This is a genomic window from Mycobacterium sp. 050134 (genome assembly GCF_036409085.1).
Taxonomy (GTDB): Bacteria; Actinomycetota; Actinomycetes; order Mycobacteriales; family Mycobacteriaceae; genus Mycobacterium.
The window spans coordinates 10697-29572 of sequence record NZ_JAZGLV010000023.1; the positions used below are offsets into that span (position 1 = coordinate 10697).

General features: G+C 73.6%; 5 protein-coding genes. 4 read left to right on the forward strand and 1 reads right to left on the reverse strand.

The window, feature by feature from the left end; translation table 11 throughout:
- Window positions 1–8: 8 nt before the first annotated feature.
- The 4 genes from SKC42_RS22560 to SKC42_RS22575 all read left to right on the forward strand — a co-directional run bounded on the left by SKC42_RS22560 (window position 9) and on the right by SKC42_RS22575 (window position 17025).
- Entirely contained in the window at window positions 9–6371 is a 6363-nt protein-coding gene (locus tag SKC42_RS22560; protein ID WP_330966478.1) for a type I polyketide synthase, read from the forward strand.
- A gap of 1 nt (window position 6372) precedes the next feature.
- The gene (locus SKC42_RS22565) at window positions 6373–12702 is read left to right on the forward strand and encodes a type I polyketide synthase (RefSeq protein WP_330966479.1); all 6330 of its coding nucleotides are present in this window, start codon (window positions 6373–6375) and stop codon (window positions 12700–12702) included.
- Complete coding sequence (locus SKC42_RS22570) at window positions 12702–15782, forward strand: type I polyketide synthase (RefSeq protein WP_330966480.1); 3081 nt, start codon at window positions 12702–12704, stop codon at window positions 15780–15782. The genes SKC42_RS22565 and SKC42_RS22570 overlap by 1 nt, the downstream gene beginning before the upstream one ends.
- 181 nt (window positions 15783–15963) lie before the next feature.
- Window positions 15964–17025, forward strand: coding sequence for a type III polyketide synthase (locus SKC42_RS22575; protein ID WP_330966481.1), 1062 nt, complete (start codon window positions 15964–15966; stop codon window positions 17023–17025).
- A 21-nt stretch (window positions 17026–17046) separates the two neighbouring features.
- Here the strand turns inward: SKC42_RS22575 and SKC42_RS22580 are convergent, their stop codons facing one another.
- Window positions 17047–18819: an ABC-F family ATP-binding cassette domain-containing protein gene (locus tag SKC42_RS22580; RefSeq protein ID WP_330966482.1), complete on the reverse strand. Its 1773-nt coding sequence runs from the start codon at window positions 18817–18819 to the stop codon at window positions 17047–17049.
- Window positions 18820–18876: the final 57 nt, after the last annotated feature.

An 18876-nucleotide genomic window follows, 5' to 3' on the forward strand; every position in this document is an offset into this window, starting at 1 on the left:
CCGAAGATGTGAACGGCAACCACGATGAGCTCGTCAAGGCGCTCCGGAAAACGCTGAAGGAAAACGAGCGGCTGAAGCGGGAGAACCGCCGGTACCTGTCGCTGATCGGGGAGGCGATGCCGGAGCCGGTCGCACTGGTGGGGATGGCGTGCCGGTATCCCGGCGGGGTGGACTCGCCGGAAGCCCTGTGGGAGATGGTCGAGCGCGGCCGCGACGTGGTGTCGGACTTCCCGGCCGACCGGGGCTGGGACCTGGCGGGGCTGTTCGATTCCGACCCCGACGCCGTGGGCAAGTCCTACACCCGGTGCGGGGGCTTCCTGGCCGACGCCGCCGACTTCGATGCCGCGTTCTTCGGCATCGCGCCCAGCGAGGCGCTCGCGATGGATCCCCAGCAGCGCCTGCTGCTGGAGGTGTCGTGGGAGGCGCTGGAGCGCGCCGGCATCGACCCGTCGGCGCTGCGCGGTTCCCCGACGGGAGTCTTCGCCGGCATTTTCCACGGTTCCTACGGCGGCCAGGGGCGGGTGCCGGGGGACCTGGAGCGGTACGGGCTGCGCGGCTCGACGCTGAGCGTGGCGTCGGGGCGGGTGGCCTACGCGCTGGGGCTCGAGGGTCCGGCGGTCTCCGTCGACACGGCGTGCTCGTCGTCGCTGGTCGCCATGCACCTGGCGGCGCAGTCGCTGCGCGCGGGCGAGTGCGACCTGGCGCTGGCCGGGGGCGTGACCGTGATGGCCACCCCGGCGATGTTCATCGAATTCAGCCGCCAGCGGGCCCTGTCCACCGACGGTCGGTGCAAGGCTTACGCCGGCGCCGCCGACGGGACGGGCTTCTCCGAGGGCGTCGGGGTGCTGGTCCTCGAACGGCTGGCCGACGCCCGGCGATCGGGGCATCGGGTGCTGGCGCTGCTCCGGGGTTCGGCGGTCAACCAGGACGGCGCTTCCAACGGTCTGGCGACGCCCAACGGCCCGTCGCAGCAGCGGGTGATCCGCGCGGCGCTGGCCCACGCGCGACTGAACACGGCCGACGTGGACCTGGTGGAGGGGCACGGGACCGGGACCACCCTGGGCGACCCCATCGAGGCCCAGGCGCTGCTGGCCACCTACGGTCGCGGGCGCCCCGCCGACCGGCCGCTTTGGTTGGGCTCGATCAAGTCCAACATGGGCCACACCTCGGCGGCGGCCGGCGCGGGCGGCGTCATCAAGATGGTGCAGGCCATGCGGCACGGGGTGATGCCCAAGACCCTGCACGTGGACGAGCCGACGCCGCACGTCGATTGGTCGGCCGGCGCGGTGTCGCTGCTGACCGCGCAGCGGGCCTGGCCCGCGGTGGACCGACCGCGCCGCGCGGGGGTGTCGTCGTTCGGGATCAGCGGGACCAACGCGCACGTGATCCTGGAGGAGCCTTCCCCGGAGGACGCCGCGGCGGACGGCGACGACGTGCCGGTGCCGTGGGTGGTCTCGGCCCGGTCGGCGGACGCCCTGGCCCGCCAGGCCGCGCGGCTGCTCGAACACGTGCGGGCGCACCCGGAGTCGCGTGTGGTCGACGTGGGCTGGTCGCTGGTGTCGACGCGGTCGCTGTTCGAGCATCGCGCCGTGGTGGTCGGCGGGGACCGCGAACGCGCATTGGCCGGCCTGGCCGCCGGTGAGCCCGGCGCGGGCGTGGTGGTCGGCCGGGCGGGCGCGGTGGGCCGGACGGTCTTCGTGTTCCCCGGCCAGGGCTCGCAGTGGGCCGGGATGGGCGCCGAATTGCTCGACACGTCGGCGGTTTTCGCCGAGCACCTGCATCGCTGCGAGAAGGCGCTCGCCGAGCACGTGCAGTGGTCGCTGGTTGACGTGCTCCGCAGATCGCCGGGCGCGCCCGGCCTGGATCGCGTCGACGTGGTGCAGCCCGCGCTGTGGGCGGTGATGGTGTCGCTCGCCGAGCTGTGGCGGTCGGTGGGCGTGGCGCCCGACGCGGTGATCGGGCACTCGCAGGGCGAGATCGCCGCCGCCTGCGTGGCGGGGGCGCTCTCGCTGGAGGACGCCGCCCGGGTCGTGGCGCTGAGGAGCCAACTGCTGCTGCGATTGTCGGGGGCGGGCGGGATGGTGTCGCTGGCGTGCGGGGAACCGCAGGCCCGGGCGCTGATCGCCGCCTGGGGCGATCGGCTCAACATCGCCGCGATCAACGGCGTTTCGGCGGTCGCCGTGTCCGGGGCGGCGGATGCCCTGGCCGGCCTGATGCGCCGGTGCGAGACCGACGGGATCCGCGCCCGCGCCATCGACGTCGACTACGCATCGCATTCCGCGCAGGTCGAGGTCATCCGCGGGGAACTGGCCGACGCGCTGGCCGGTCTCGAGCCGAGATCGTCGTCGGTGGCGTTCTTTTCGACCGCGACCGGTGAACGGATGGACGGCGCCGGCCTGACCGCCGCCTACTGGTACCAAAGCATCCGGGAGACGGTGCAATTCGTGCGCGCGGTGCGCAGCGCCGGCGAAGCCGGGTACGGCGCGTTCGTCGAATGCAGCCCGCACCCGATCCTGACCGCCGGGATCGAACAGATCTGGACGGACTGCCGGAGCGGCCACGAGCCCGCCGACCCGCTCGTCATCCCGTCGTTGGGCCGCGACGACGGCGGGCTGCAACGTTTCTGGGCTTCGGTGGGTCAGGCGCACGTGGCGGGGGTGGGCGTCGACTGGCGGTCCGCGCTCGCCGGCTTCGGCGGGCGGCGCGTTGATCTGCCCACCTATCCCTTTGCCCGGCAACGATTCTGGCTGCCCGGCGGTTTTGCGGGGTCGTCCGACGCTGCGGGCATGGGTCTGGCGGCGGCCGAGCACGGATTGCTCGGCGCGGTCCTGCGGCGGCCGGACCCGGGTGGGGTAGTGCTCACGGGCCGGATCTCGACGGCCGCGCAGCCCTGGCTGGCCGATCATGCCGTGAGCGGGACGGCGATTCTCCCGGGGGCGGCGTTCGTCGAGTTGGCCGTGCGGGCCGGCGACGAGGTCGGGTGTGCGGCGATCGACGAGTTGACGTTGTCGGCCCCGTTGGTGCTGCCGGTCGCCGGTTCGGTGCGGATCCAGGTGGTGGTGGGTCCGGACGAATCGGGGCGGCGCGAGGTGTCCGTGTATTCGTCTGCTGCACAGGATGATTCGGTCTGGACGCGGCACGCGCAGGGGACTCTTACCGTGGGGTCCGTGCCGGCGGCCGGCGACTTGTCGGTATGGCCGCCGGTGGGTGCAGTGCCCGTCGACGTGAGCGACGCCTACGGGCGGCTGGCGGGGCGCGGGTACGAATACGGCCGCGCTTTTCGTGGGCTGCGGGCGCTGTGGCGACGCGGCGACGAGATTTTCGCCGAGGTCGCCGTGCCCGACGATGGGGTGCCAAGCGGTGGCTTCGCCGTGCACCCGGTGCTACTCGACGCCGCGCTGCACGCGCTCGGGGTCGCGGCCGGCGACGAGCGGACTCTGTTGCCGTTCGCGTGGCAAGGGGTGTCGCTGCACGCGGCGGGCGCGCGGCGGGCGCGGGTCCGCATCGCGCCCGCGGGCGACGGGGCCGTGTCGGTCGCACTGGCCGACGCGGCCGGGCTGCCGGTGCTGTCGGTCCGGTCGCTCGCGATGCGACCCCTCGCCCCCGGGCAACTGGCAGGCGCGGCGACGCCCGGGGACAACCTGACGGGCCTGCTGGGCTTGGACTGGACCTCGGTCCCCGCGGTGGCCGACGCCGGCCACGACGGCGTTGTGGTGTGGGAACTGCCCAGTGCCACAAGCGACGTGGTGAGCTCGGTGCACACGGTGACCACCGAGGCGCTGAAGGTGCTGCAGTCCTGGCTGGCCGGCGACGCGTCCGGTGTGCTCGTGGTGCGCACGAGCGGGGCGGTCGCGCTCGCCGGCGAGGACGTCGGCGACCTGGCGGGGGCGGCCGTGTGGGGTTTGGTGCGCTCCGCGCAGGCCGAGCATCCGGGCCGGATCGTGCTGGTTGACTCCGACGACTCGCTGGACGTGGCGGCGGCGATCGACTGCGGGGAGCCGCAGGTGATCGTGCGCGACGGCACGGCGTACGCCGCCCGGCTGGCGCCGCTTGCGGCGCCACCGCCGCTGAGGTTGCCGCCGGGCCAGTGGCGGCTGGCTGCCGGCGGTGGGGGCACATTCGACGACCTGGTGGTGCGCCGATGCCCGCCGGCGGCGCTGGCGCCGGGGGAGGTGCGGGTCGCGGTCGCCGCGGTCGGCGTCAATTTCCGGGATGTCCTGGTGGCATTGGGGATGTACCCCGGGGGCGGCCAGCTGGGCGCCGAGGGGGCCGGGCGGGTGCTCGAGGTCGGGCCCGGCGTGACGGGCCTGGCCGTGGGCGACGCGGTGCTGGGACTGCTCGGGGTGGTCGGGTCCGAGGCGGTGGTCGACGCGCGGTTGTTGGCACCGGTGCCCGCGGGGTGGTCGTTCACGCGGGCCGCGAGCGTCCCGGTGGTGTTCTTGACCGCGTTCTACGGGTTGTCGGTCTTGGCGGGCCTGCGCGCCGGGCAGCGGGTGCTGGTGCACGCCGCGACCGGCGGGGTCGGCATGGCGGCGGTCCAGCTGGCCCGGCATTTCGGTGCCGAGGTTTTCGCGACGGCCAGCCGCGGCAAATGGGACACGTTGCGCGCCATGGGTTTCGACGACGACCACATCGGCGACTCGCGCACGCTGGAGTTCGAGGAGAAGTTCCGGTCCGCCACCGACGGGGCCGGCGTCGACGTGGTGCTCAACTCGCTGGCCGGCGAGTTCACCGACGCGTCGCTGCGCGTGTTGGCCCCCGGCGGGCATTTCGTCGAGATGGGCAAGACCGACCCACGCGACCCGCGGGCCGTCGCCGAACTGTACCGGGGCGCGGTGTACCGGGCGTTCGACCTCATCGAGGTCGGGCCCGACCGGACAGCGGCGATGCTCGCCGAGGTGCTGCGGCTGCTGGCCGACGGCGCACTGAAACCGTTGCCCGCCAAGGCGTTCGACGTCAGGTGCGCGCCCGCGGCGTATCGGTACGTCAGTTCGGCGCGGCACATCGGCAAGGTCGTGCTGACCCTGCCGGGCGGCCCGGACGGTCTGCTCAGCGGATGTGGCGGGCTGGCCGGCGGCACCGCGGTCATCACCGGGGGGACGGGCATGGCCGGTTCGGCACTGGCCCGCCACCTCGTCGAGCGTTATGGCGTGGCGCACGTGGTGCTGGCCAGCCGGGCGGGCGCCGACGCGCGCGGGGTGAGCGAGCTGGTGGCCGAGCTGACCGATGCCGGGGCGCGGGTGTCCGTGGTGGCCTGCGACGTCGCGGATCGCGACGCGGTGGCGGGGATGCTCGCCCAGATACCGGCGGAGCATCCCCTGCGGGCGGTGGTGCACGCCGCGGGTGTCCTCGATGACGGGCTGATCGCCTCGTTGACGCCGGATCGGGTGGATGCGGTGCTGCGGGCGAAGGTCGACGGGGCCTGGCATCTGCACGAGCTGACCCGGCGCCACGATCTGTCGGCGTTCGTGGTGTTCTCGTCGATGGCGGGCACCGTGGGCACCGCTGGGCAAGCCAACTACGCGGCGGCGAACAGCTTCCTCGACGGCCTCGTCGCCCACCGGCGCGCGCACGGCCTGCCGGGCCTGTCCCTGGCGTGGGGCCTGTGGGAACAAGCCTCGGCGATGACGGCGCACCTGGGCGATCGCGACAAGGCGCGGATGAGCCGGATCGGGTTGGCGCCGCTCACCACCGGACAGGCGCTGGAGGCGTTCGACACGGCGATGCTGGTGGACCGTCCCGTGCTGGTGGCCGCGCACCTGGACCGCGCGGCGCTCGCCGCCAACGCCGACGGCCTGCCGCCGCTGTTGCGCGATCTCGCGGACCGCCCGGCCAGGCGCGTCGTCGCCGAGACCTCCGCCGCCTCAACGACCGGCCTGGCCGCGCGCCTGCGGGCGATGAGCCCGGACGCCCGGCGGCGGCACCTGGTTGACGTGGTCCGTGGCAACGCCGCCACCGTGTTGGGCCTGCCGGACACGGACGTCGACCCCGGCCGCTCGTTCCAGGAGCTGGGCTTCGACTCGTTGACCGCCGTCGAACTGCGCAACCGGCTGAAAACGGCCACCGGACTTACCCTTTCACCCACCTTGATCTTCGATTACCCGACGCCGTCGGTCCTGGCCGGGCACCTCGACACCCACCTTGCCGATGCCGCCGACGCGCCCGGCCCGATGGCCCGGTTCAACGACGTCGCCGCCGAATTGGGCGCGCTGCTCGACGGCCCCGGCTGGGACCCCGACGAGCATGCGGCGGCAAGGGCGCGGATTCAGCAGCTGCTGGGTGCGCCGCCGGCCGGCCCGCTAGACGACGACCTGCAGGCCGCGAGCGAAAGCGAACTCTTCGCGATCCTCGACGAAGAACTGGAATCCTGACATGCCGGGCACCGACAAACATCTCGACTACCTGAAGCGCCTGACGGCCGACCTCAGGCGCTCCCGGCGGCGCGTGTCGGAGCTCGAAGGCCGGCTCTCCGAGCCAGTGGCCATCGTCGGCATGGGCTGCCGCTACGCCGGCGGGGTGGATTCACCGGAAGCGCTGTGGCGCATGGTCGCCGACGGCCGCGACGCGGTGTCGGACTTCCCGGCGGACCGCGGGTGGGACATCGATGCGCTGTTCGATCCCGATCCCGACGCCCCGGGCAAGACCTACACCCGCCGCGGCAGCTTCGTCCAGGACGCCGGCGATTTCGACGCCGGTTTCTTCGGCATCGGGCCCAGCGAGGCGCTGGCCATGGATCCGCAGCAGCGGCTGATGCTGGAGATCTGCTGGGAGGCGTTGGAGCGGGCCGGCATTGACCCGACCGGGTTGCGGGGCTCGGCGACCGGCGTGTTCGCCGGCGTCATCCACGCCGGCTACGGCGGCGAGGTCAAGGGCGAATTGGAGGGCTACGGGCTGACGGGCTCCACGTTGAGCGTGGCGTCCGGCCGGGTGGCGTACGTGCTGGGCCTGGAGGGTCCGGCGGTGTCGGTCGACACGGCGTGCTCGTCGTCGCTGGTCGCCATGCACCTGGCCGCGCAGTCGCTGCGCTCCGGCGAGTGCGACCTGGCCCTGGCCGGCGGTGTGACCGTGATGGCCACCCCCGCCGCCTTCGTCGAGTTCAGCCGGCAGCGGGCGCTGGCCGCCGACGGCCGCTGCAAGGTGTATGCCGCCGCCGCGGACGGCACGTCGTGGTCGGAGGGCGCGGGCGTGCTGGTCCTGGAGCGACTGGCCGACGCCCGGCGCCTCGGGCACCCGGTGCTGGCGCTGCTGCGCGGGTCCGCGGTGAACCAGGACGGCGCCTCCAACGGCTTGACCGCGCCGAATGGCCCTTCCCAGCAACGGGTCATCCGTGCGGCGCTGGCCGGCGCGGGGCTCGGCGCGGCCGACGTCGACGCGGTGGAGGGGCACGGGACGGGGACCACGCTGGGCGACCCCATCGAGGCCCAGGCGCTGCTGGCCACCTACGGGCAGGACCGGCCCGCCGACCGCCCGCTGTGGCTGGGGTCGATCAAGTCGAATATCGGCCACACCTCCGCCGGGGCCGGGGTGGCCGGCGTCATCAAGATGGTCCAGGCGCTGCGGCACGGCGTTCTGCCGGCAACTCTGCACGTGGATTCGCCCTCGCCGCACGTGGATTGGTCCGCGGGCGCGGTGCGCCTGCTCACCGAGGCGCGGCCGTGGCCGGCCGACGAGCGGCCGAGGCGCGCGGGGGTGTCGTCGTTCGGGATCAGCGGGACCAACGCGCACGTGATCGTGGAGGAGGCCCCGCAGCAGCCCGCCTCGGACCCGGACGCCGCCGAGCCGCCGCGCCGTACCCCCGCGCCCGACGTGGCCTGGGTCGTGTCGGGCCGCTCCGCCGAGGCGCTGGCCGCGCAGGCCGGGCGGCTGGTGGCCCACCTGGGCGCCGACCCCGACCCCGTCGATGTGGGTTGGTCGCTGGCCACCACCCGGGCGGTGTTCGAGCACCGGGCGGTGCTGGTGGGCGCCGACGCCGGCGCGCTGACGGCGGCCCTGGCCGGGCTGGCCGCCGGGGAACCGGACGGGGCCGTGGTGCTGGGGCGGGCCCGGCCGACGGGCAAGGTGGTGTTCGCTTTCCCGGGCCAGGGTTCGCAGCGGCTGGGGATGGGCGCGGCGCTGTACGAACGCTTCCCCGCGTTCGCCCGCGCCCTGGACGAGGCCGCCGAGCAGCTGGACCCGCACCTGCGCGTGCCGCTGCGCGAGGTGATGTGGGGTGACGACCCGGAGCTGTTGCAGAGTACGGAATTCGCCCAGCCGGCGCTGTTCGCGATCGGGGTCGCGCTGGCGGCGTTGTGGCGGTCCTGGGGCGTGGTGCCCGACATGGTGCTGGGCCACTCGGTGGGCGAGATCGCCGCGGCGCACGTCGCCGGGGTGCTGTCGCTGGCCGACGCGGCGCGCCTGGTCGCCGCCCGCGGCCGGCTGATGGCCGGGCTGCCGGACGGCGGCGTGATGGTGGCGGTGGCCGCCGGCGAGGCCGAGGTGCTGCCGCTGCTCGGCGAGGGTGTCGACCTTGCCGCCGTCAACGGGCCGCGGGCCGTGGTGTTGTCCGGCGAGCGGTCCGCGGTGAACGCGGCGGCCGACCGGTTGGCGGAGCAGGGCCGCCGGGTGCATCGGTTGGCGGTCTCCCACGCGTTTCATTCCCCGCTGATGGATCCCATGCTTGAGGAGTTCGCCGCCGTGGCGGCCGCGGTCTCGGCCGCCGAACCCCGGATCGAGCTGGTGTCCAACCTGACCGGGCAGGCCGCGGGCCCTGGGTACGGGATGCCGGCGTATTGGGTCGAGCACGTCCGCCGGCCCGTGCGGTTCTTCGACGGCGTGCAGGCCGCCGAGTCGCTGGGAGCCGGGCTGTTCGTGGAGGTCGGGCCCGGGGCGGCGCTGACGGCGTCCATTGGGGAGGCGGTCGAGACGACCGCGGTGGTGTCCATGGCCAAGGACCGCCCGGAGGCCGAGTCGGTGCTGTCGGCCGCGGCGCGGGTGTTCGCCGCGGGCGTCGGCGTGGACTGGGCGGAGACCTTCACCGCCCTTAATCCCGCGCGGGCCGATCTGCCGACGTATGCCTTTCAGCGGCGCCGGTATTGGCTGCCGCCCGAAGCGGTGGGCCTGCGCGACGTCGGCGTCGTCGGCCTGGCGGGGGCCGCGCACGGGCTGCTGGGCGCGGTGGTGGAGCGGCCCGATTCCGGCGGGGTGGTGCTGACGGGCCGGTTGTCGGTCGCCGCCCAGCCGTGGCTCGCGGACCATGCCGTCGCCGGCACGGTGTTGTTCCCGGGGGCGGGGTTCGTGGAACTGGTTCTGCGCGCCGGTGACGAGGTCGGCTGCGCGGTGATCGAAGAGCTGACGCTGTCGGCGCCGTTGGTGCTGCCGGCGTCCGGCGCGGTGCGGGTGCAGGTGGTGGTGGACGGCGCCGGCGACGACGGGTCGCACGTGGTGTCGGTGTATTCGTCTGTGGCGCAATCGGACTCGGAATGGACGCGGCACGCGGCGGGGGTGTTGCGCCTGGGCCCGGTGCCGCCGGTGGCGGACTTGTCGGTGTGGCCGCCCGCGGGCGCGGAGGCGGTGGACCTGACCGGCGCCTACGACGGGCTCGCGGAGCGGGGCTACGGGTACGGCCCGGCCTTCCGGGGCCTGCGGGCGGTGTGGCGCCGCGGGGCCGACACCTTCGCCGAAGTGGAGGCGCCGGGGGACGGCGGTGCGACGACCGCCGGGTTCGGCATCCACCCGGCGGTGTTGGACGCAGCGCTGCACGCGCTGGGGGTGGCCGACGAGGGGACCGGGGCGGCGTTGCCGTTCTCCTGGCAGGGCGTGTGCCTGCACGCGACGGGGGCGACGCGGGTGCGGGTGAGGCTGGCGCCGGCCGGCGCGGGCGCGGTGTCGGTGGACATCGCCGACCCGGCGGGGTCGGCCGTGCTCTCCGTGCGGGAGCTGGTGACGCGCCCGGTGTCGGTCGATCAGCTGACGGCGGCCGTCGGCCACGGGGGCGCGGGGCTGTACGAAGTCGCGTGGTCAGCGGTTGCCTTGCCGGACGGCGCTTCTGGCGGCGCGGACCCGGACGTGTGGGAGTTGGCGCCGGCCGGCTCGGTCCGCGCGGCCGTCCACGAGGCACTGGGCGTCCTGCAGTCCCGGCTGGCGGCGGATGGCACCGGCCCGCTGGTGGTGCTGACGCACGGGGCTGCGGGATTGGCGGGCGAGGACGTCACGGACCCGGCGGGCGCGGCGGTGTGGGGGCTGGTCAGGTCGGCGCAGGCCGAGCATCCGGGCCGCGTGATGCTGGTCGACTCCGACGGATCCGTCGGCCCACGCGCCCTGATGGCCTGCGGCGAACCGCAATTGGTGGTGCGCGACGGGGTCGCCCACCGCCCGCGGCTGACGCCGCTGCGCTCGCACCCGCTGCTGCGGCTGCCGGACCGCCCGACGGTATGGCGGTTGGCCGCGGGCGGCGGGGGCACGCTCGAGGACCTGACGGCGCAGCCCTGCCCGCCGGCCGAGCCGGGTGCGGGTGAGGTGCGCGTCGCGGTGGCGGCCGTCGGCGTCAACTTCCGGGACGTGCTGGTGGCGCTGGGCATGTACCCCGGCGCCGCGGAGCTGGGCGCCGAGGGGGCCGGCCTGGTGGTCGAGACCGGGCCGGGCGTGACGGGGCTCGCGGTCGGTGACGCGGTGCTGGGCATCCTCGGTTTGGCGGGCTCCGAGGCGATCGTCGATCAGCGGTTGCTGGCGCGCGTGCCGCCCGGTTGGTCGCTGCGCGACGCCGCGGCGGTGCCCGTGGTGTTCTTGACGGCGCTGTACGGGTTGTCGGACCTGGCGGGCGTGCGGGCCGGGGAGCGCGTCCTGGTGCACGCGGCCACCGGCGGCGTGGGTATGGCCGCGGTGCAGCTGGCCCGGCGCTGGGGCGCCGAGGTGTTCGTCACGGCCAGCCGCGGCAAGCGGGACACGTTGCGCGCCATGGGTTTCGACGACGACCACATCGCCGATTCCCGCGCGCTGGGGTTCGAGGGCCAGTTTCTATCCGTCACCGGTGGGGCCGGCATCGACGTCGTCCTCAACTCGCTGGCGGGGGAGTTCACCGACGCGTCGCTGCGGCTCCTGGTCCGCGGTGGCCGCTTCATCGAGATGGGCAAGACGGACCTGCGCGACCCGCAGGCCGTCGCCGCACAGCACGCGGGGGTGCGGTACCGGGCGTTCGACCTGATGGAGGCCGGCCCCGACCGGATCGCCGACATGCTGCGCGAGCTGACCGGGCTTTTCGCCTCGGGCGCGCTGACGCGGCTGCCGGTGCAGGCCTTTGACGTGCGCCGCGCGGTGGAGGCCTACCGGTTCGTCAGCCAGGCCCGGCACATCGGCAAGGTCGTGCTCACCCTGCCCGGCGGCCCGGGAGGGCTCGCCGGCGGCACCTCGCTGATCACGGGCGGCACCGGCATGGCCGGTTCGGCGCTGGCCCGCCACCTGGTGCGGCGGTACGGGGTCCCGCACGTGATGCTGGTGAGCCGCCGCGGCGAGCAGGCCGCCGGCGCGACGGACCTGGCCGCCGAACTGCGCGACGCCGGCGCGGCGGTGACGGTTGTCGCCTGCGACGTCGCCGACCGGGACGCGGTGGCCGCCTTGTTGGCGGCGGTCCCGGAGCGGTACCCGTTGCGGGGGGTGTTTCATGCCGCCGGCGTGCTCGACGATGGGCTGATCGAGTCGCTCACCCCCGACCGGATCGACGCGGTGCTGCGGGTCAAGGTCGACGGCGCCCGGCACCTCGACGAGCTGACTCGGCACCTGGGCCTGGCCGCATTCGTGCTCTTCTCGTCGATGGCCGGCCTCGTGGGCGCGCCGGGCCAGGGCAACTACGCGGCGGCCAACAGCTTTCTCGACGGCCTGGCCGCGCACCGGCGCGCCCGTGGGCTGCCCGGCCTGTCGGTGGCCTGGGGGCTCTGGGAACAGGACAGCGCCATGACGCGGCACCTCGGCGAGACCGACCGCGCCCGCATGAACCGCGCCGGGCTGGCGCCCCTGCCCACCGCGGCCGCCCTATCGCTCCTCGACGACGCCCTGCCGGCCGACCGGCCGGTGCTGGTGGCCGCGCGGCTCAACGCGGCGGGCCTGCCCGGCGACGCCGCCGAATTGCCGCCCCTGCTCAGAGAATTGGCGACTCGTCGAGTGCACCGTGCCGCGGCCGACGCCGGCGGCGCGGCCCTGACGTCGGGACTGCGGGCCCGGCTGAACGGGCTCACCGCCGAGCAGCGTCACCGCGAACTCGTCGACCTGGTGTGCAGCAACGCCGCCACGGTACTCGGGCACAGTTCCGCGGACGTCGACGCCGAGCAGCCTTTCCAGGAGCTCGGGTTCGACTCGCTCACCGCGGTCGAGCTGCGCAACCGTCTCAAGGCCGCGACGGGCCTCACGCTGTCGCCGACCGTGATCTTCGACCATCCGACGCCCGCCGCGCTGGCGGCGCATATCGACACCCAGCTGTCCACCACCATCATCGAACAGCGGCCCGATCGCATGGCCCGGTTCAATGACGTCGCCCGCGAATTGCAGGCGCTGGTCGACGAGCCGGGTTGGGAACCCGCCGACAGGACCCGGCTGACCGCCCGGCTGCAGGCTCTGCTCGCCGCCCTGACGGTCCCGGCCCCGCAGCCGCCGCCGGAGGACTTCGACGACGACCTCGCCACCGCCACCGACAGCCAGCTGTTCGCCCTGCTCGACGAGGAGGTCGGCCCCTGATGCCGAGCGACGTCCGCCCGGAGGACGTGGCCGTCGTCGGCGTCGCCTGCAGGTTTCCCGGCGCCGCCGGCCCGGACGAGTTCTGGCAGCTGATCCGCGACGGGCTCGAAGCGTCGCGGCTGACCGTGGACCCGGCCGGGTTCGACGCCGACTTTTTCAACGTGTCTCCCCGCGAAGCCCGCGCGATGGACCCCCGGCAGCGACTGGCGCTCGAACTGGCGTGGGAGCTGCTCGAGGACGCATTTGTGCTGCCGGAAACCTTTCGCGGACAACAGGTCTCCGTGCATCTCGGCGCCATGACCGACGACTACGCCGTCCTGACGCTGCGCGACCCCGACGGCCTCGACCATCACTCGTTCACCGGCATCAGCCGGGCGATGATCGCCAACCGCGTCTCGTACGCCTTCGGGCTGCACGGCCCCAGCATGACCGTCGACTCCGGGCAGTCCTCGTCCCTGGTCGCGGTGCACCTCGCGTGCGCGGGACTGCGGGCGGGCACGTCGACCCTGGCGATCGCCGGTGGCGTGCACCTGAACCTCGCGGCCGAAACCGCGGCGCTCGAGCGGCAATTCGGCGCGATGTCGTCGTCCGGTCACACCTTCGCGTTCGACCGCCGAGCGGACGGCTATGTGCGCGGCGAGGGCGGCGGCCTGGTGCTGCTCAAGCCGCTGCGCGACGCCCTGGACGCCGGGGACCGGATCCGCGCGGTCATCCGCGGCGGCGCCGTCGGCAATGCCGGCCACAACGCGGGCGGGCAGACCGCGCCGTCGGTCTCGGGGCAGGCCGACGTCATCCGGCGCGCCCTGGCCGACGCCGGAATCGACGGTGACGCCGTCGACTACGTGGAGGCCCACGGCACCGGCACCCGGGCCGGCGACCCGGCCGAAGCCGAGGCGCTGGGCCGGGTGTTCGCGGGTCATCGCCGTCGCCCCTTGCGCCTTGGATCGGTGAAGACGAACATCGGCCACACCGGGGCCGCGGCGGGAATCGCGGGTCTGATCAAGGCCGTCCTCGCGCTGGAAAACGGCGCCATCCCACCCACCCCCAACTTCGCCGACCCGGTGTCCGGCCTCGACGGCCTGGGACTGGAGGTCGGCACCGCGGTCGAGCCGTGGCCGGCGGGCGAGGCGCCGCGGTGCGCGGGCGTGTCCTCGTTCGGCATGGGCGGGACCAACGCCCACATGATCGTCGCGGATCCCCCTGTCCGGCCGGCGCCGGCCCAAACCGTTGGCGCGCTAGCTGACCCGGAGCCCGCGGTCGCCTGGGTGGTGACGGCGCGTTCCGCACGGTCGCTGGCCGACCAGGCCGAACGCCTCGCGCAACGGGTGGCAGGCGTCACGGCGCCGCGCGCCGGGGACGTGGCGTGGTCGCTGGCGACGACGCGCACGCGCTTCGAACACCGGGCGGTGCTGGTGGGCCGCGACCGGCAGGCGCTGACGCAAGCGCTGGCGGAGTTGTCGTCCGGGCGGGCGACCGCGGACACCGCGACGGGCGTGTCCCGCGAGGCGGGCAAGACCGTGTTCGTGTTTCCCGGTCAGGGTGCGCAGAGGCTCGGGATGGGGGCCGGGTTGTACGCGCGGTTCCCCGAATTCGCGCGGGCCTTCGACGAGGCTGCCGCGGCGCTGGACGGCCGGCTGCGGCGCCCCGTCCGCGACGTGATGTGGTCCGCCGACGGCGCGGCCCTGGACGACACCGAATTCGCCCAGCCGGCGCTCTTTGCCGTGGAGGTCGCGCTGACCGCGCTGCTGCGGCACTGGGGTATGGTCCCGGATGCCGTGCTGGGTCATTCGGTCGGCGAGATCACCGCGGCGCACGTGGCCGGCGTGCTGTCGCTGCCCGATGCGGCCAGACTGGTGGCGGCGCGGGGCCGCTTAATGGCCGGGCTGCCCGCCGGTGGCGCCATGGTCGCGGTGGCGGCCGGTGAAGCCGAGGTGACCCCGCTGCTGCCGGACGGGGTGAGCATCGCGGCGGTCAACGGCCCGGACGCGGTGGTGTTGTCCGGCGCCGAGGCCGACGTGGGCGCCGTCGCCGAGCGGTTGACGCGGCGCGGCCGGCGGGTGCATCGGCTCGCCGTCTCGCACGCGTTCCATTCCGCGCTCATCGAGCCGATGATCGACGAGTTCGCGGCGGCGGTGGCCGACATCACGCCCAGCCCGGCGCGTATTCCCCTGATGTCCAACGTCTCTGGCCTTCCGGCGGGGGCGGACTACGGGTCGGCGCAATATTGGGCGCGGCACGCGCGCGCCGCGGTGCGCTTCGCCGACGGCGTCCGAGCCGCCGAGGCGTTGGGCGCCGGGGCGTTCGTCGAAGTCGGTCCCGGCGGCGGTCTGGATGCGGCCGTGGAGCAAGCCCTGACCACGCCGGGGCCGGTGGCGGTGGCAACCCTGCCCAAGGACCGGCCCGAGCCGGAGGCGGTGCTCGCGGCGGCAGCGCGCCTCTTCGTCACCGGCACCGAGATCGACTGGGCCGCAGCCCTCGAGGGTGGCAACCGGGTCGCGTTGCCGACGTACGCGTTCGAACGCCAACGGTTCTGGCTGGGGGACGGGCCGGACCCGGCGCCGCCCGGAGCCCCCGATCTGGCGGTGTCCCTGCGCGAGGCCGAGCCCGGCGAACGGCGGCGGCGCCTGATCGACCTGGTCCGCACCCACGCTGCCGCCGTTCTCGGCCACCCGGACGGCCGCGGCGTGGACGCCGGGCGCGCGTTCCAGGACCTCGGGTTCGACTCGATGGGCGCGGTCGAGCTACGCAATCGCGTGGCCGCCGCGACCGGGCTGACCCTGTCCCGGACGGCCATCTTCGACTACCCGAATCCCACGGCGCTGGCCGAGCACGTCGGGCAGCAACTGTTGGCGCCCCGCGGGGCAGAAACCGATGACGAGAAGATTCGCGATTTGTTGTTGAGCATTCCCGTCGGTGAACTCCGGGATGCCGGATTACTCGACAAACTTTTGTTGCTGGCCGGTGACCGCGACGGGTCGTTTATAGACCCTGTTGTCGATGACGACGACATCGACTCGCTGAGTCCCGATGCGTTAATCGCCTTGGCGCTCAACGGCGAAGACCCGAATGATGCGGGTTGAGAGGCAACCGCGGCCATTTTCACCGTGAGTTTTCGACTCGACAATTGTACAGATGTCGAATACCGGCCACTTTGCGGTGGTGAACCGAAACTCTTAAGCTTTCCTCAATTAGGATACCGAACCGCGGCGCGGATCGAATTTCGTTTGTTCAGCGGGGTAACGACCCCAAAGGGATAGGGCCATGAGCGTCATTGCGGGTGTGTTCGGGGTGTTGCCGCCGTACCGGTACAGCCAGGGCGAGATCACCGATCAATTCGTCGAGTTTCCCGCGCTGAAGGAACACGAGGAGATCGTTCGGCGGCTCCACGGCGCCGCGAAGGTCAACAGCCGCCACTTCATCCTGCCGCTGGAGCGCTACCCCTCGCTGACCGACTTCGGCGAGGCCAACGAGATCTTCATCGAGGAGGCCGTCGACCTCGGCTGCGCGGCGCTGCTCGGGGCGCTGGAGGAGGCGGGCCTCCAGCCGCAGGACGTCAACATGATCGCGACCACCACCGTCACCGGCGTCGCCGTGCCATCGCTGGACGCCCGGATCGCCGGGCGGCTGGGGCTGCGACCGGACGTGCGCCGGGTTCCGTTGTTCGGCCTCGGTTGCGTGGCCGGCGCGGCCGGCGTCGCCCGACTGCACGACTACCTGCGTGGCGCACCCGACGACGTCGCGGTCCTGATCTCGGTGGAGCTGTGCTCGCTCACCTTCCCCGCGGTGAAGCCGACGGTATCGGGCCTGGTCGGGACCGCGCTGTTCGGTGACGGGGCGGCCGCGGTGGTGGCCGTCGGGCAACGCCGCGCCGAACGGCTGTGCCCCGCCGGTCCCGACATCCTCGACTCGCGCAGCCGTCTCTACCCGGAATCGCTGCACATCATGGGCTGGAACGTCGGTTCGTCGGGGCTGCAGCTTGTGCTGTCGCCGGAACTCACCGACCTCGTCGACCGGTACCTGGCCGACGACGTCACCGGGTTTCTGGCCACGCACGGGCTGACGAAGGACGACATCGGCGCATGGGTGAGCCACCCGGAGGGGCCGAAGGCCATCAACGCCATCGCCAGGAACCTCGACCTGCCCCCGGACGCGCTCGAGCTGACCTGGCGCTCGCTGGGCGAGATCGCCAACCTGCAGTCCGCCTCGGTGCTGCACATCCTGCGGGACACCGTCGCCAAACCGCCGCCGAGCGGGAGCCCGGGCCTGATGGTGGCGATGGGGCCGGGCTTCTGTTCCGAGCTGGTCCTACTGCGCTGGCACTGAGCCGACCTCGACGAGCAACCCTCATTCGAGCGTCTCCGACAGCTCGAGCCAGCGGCCTTCGGTCGCGCTGACCTCGTCCTCGAGCGCCCGCAGCTCGCCGGTGAGCCGTGTGATGCCGACATGGTCCGACTGGTCATGCTCGGCCAGCTCGTGATGCTTGGCCTTGATCCGGTCGGACAGGCGGCCGAGCTGGCGGTCGACGGAGGCCAGCTCCTTCTCGGCCGCGCGCCGCTCCGCGCCGGACATCCCCTCGACAGGCGGGGGCGGCTCGGCCCGCCCGGCCGCCGGCTCCCGGTGGGCGGCCAGCCGCAGGTACTCGTCGACCCCGCCCGGCAGGTGCCGTAACCGGCCGTCGAGGATCGCGTACTGCTGGTCGGTGACCCGCTCGAGCAGATAGCGGTCGTGGGAGACCACGATCAGGGTGCCCGCCCAGGAGTCGAGCAGGTCCTCCATGGCGGTGAGCGTGTCGGTGTCGATGTCGTTGGTGGGCTCGTCGAGCAGCAGGACGTTCGGCTCGTCGAGCAGCGTGAGCATCAGCTGCAGCCGCCGGCGTTGGCCGCCCGACAGCTCGCCGACGCGCGCGGACAGCTGCCCGCGGCCGAACCCGAGTCGTTCCAGCAGCTGGGTCGGCGTGACCTCGCCGCCGTCGACCTCGTATTCGGCGCGCAGCCCGCCGATCACATCGGCGATCCGGTTCTCGGCGAGGGCCGCCAGCCGCTCGCCCTGCTGGTCGAGCACGGCCAGGCGCACGGTTTTGCCGCGTTTGACGCGCCCGGAGTCCGGCGTGACGGTGCCGGCGATCAGGCCCAGCAGGGTCGACTTCCCGGCGCCGTTGGCGCCGACGATGCCGGTGCGCTCCCCGGGCGCGATCCGCCATTCCACATCGCGCAGCACCGGGCGGCCGTCGAAGGACACGGACACGTCGAGCAGGTCGATGACGTCCTTTCCCAGCCGGGCGGAGGCCAGCTTGGCCAGCTCGACGGTGTTGCGCAGCGGCGGCACGTCGGCAATCAGCTGATTCGCGGCCTCGATGCGGAACCGGGGCTTCGACGTCCGGGCCGGGGGGCCCCGGCGCAACCACGCCAGCTCCTTGCGCATCAGGTTCTGCCGCTTGGCCTCGGACGCCGCCGCCATCCGGTCGCGCTCAACGCGCTGCAACACGTACGCCGCGTATCCGCCCTCGAACGGTTCGACGATGCCGTCGTGCACCTCCCACGTCGTGGTCGCGACCTCGTCGAGAAACCACCGGTCGTGGGTCACCAGCAGCAGCCCGCCCGCGTTGCGGGGCCAGCGCTGCTGCAGGTGGCCGGCCAGCCAGGTGATGCCCTCGATGTCGAGGTGGTTGGTGGGCTCATCGAGGGCGATGATGTCCCAGTCGCCGATGAGCAGCCTGGCCAGCTGGACGCGACGCCGCTGGCCCCCGCTGAGCGTCGAGACGAGCGCGTCCCAGGCGATGTCGGACACCAGCCCGCCGACCACGTCGCGCACGCGCGGGTCACCGGCCCACTGGTGTTCGGGCTGCTCGCCGACGAGCGTCCAGCCCACCGTGCGGCCGGGGTCCAGGGTGTCCGCTTGGCTGAGCGCGCCGACCCGCAATCCGGTGCGGCGGGTGACCCGCCCGGAGTCCGGTCGGAGCTGACCGGTCAGCAGGGCCAGCAGGCTGGACTTGCCGTCGCCGTTGCGCCCGACGATGCCGATGCGCGCGCCGTCGTTGACCCCGATCGTGACCGACTCGAAGACGACTTGCGTCGGGTATTGCAGGTGTACGGCCTCGGCCCCCAGCAGGTGTGCCACCTGCTCGACGCTAGCGTGGCGCCCACTCGAGGGTGAGCAGGACCTGGTCGACGTGGG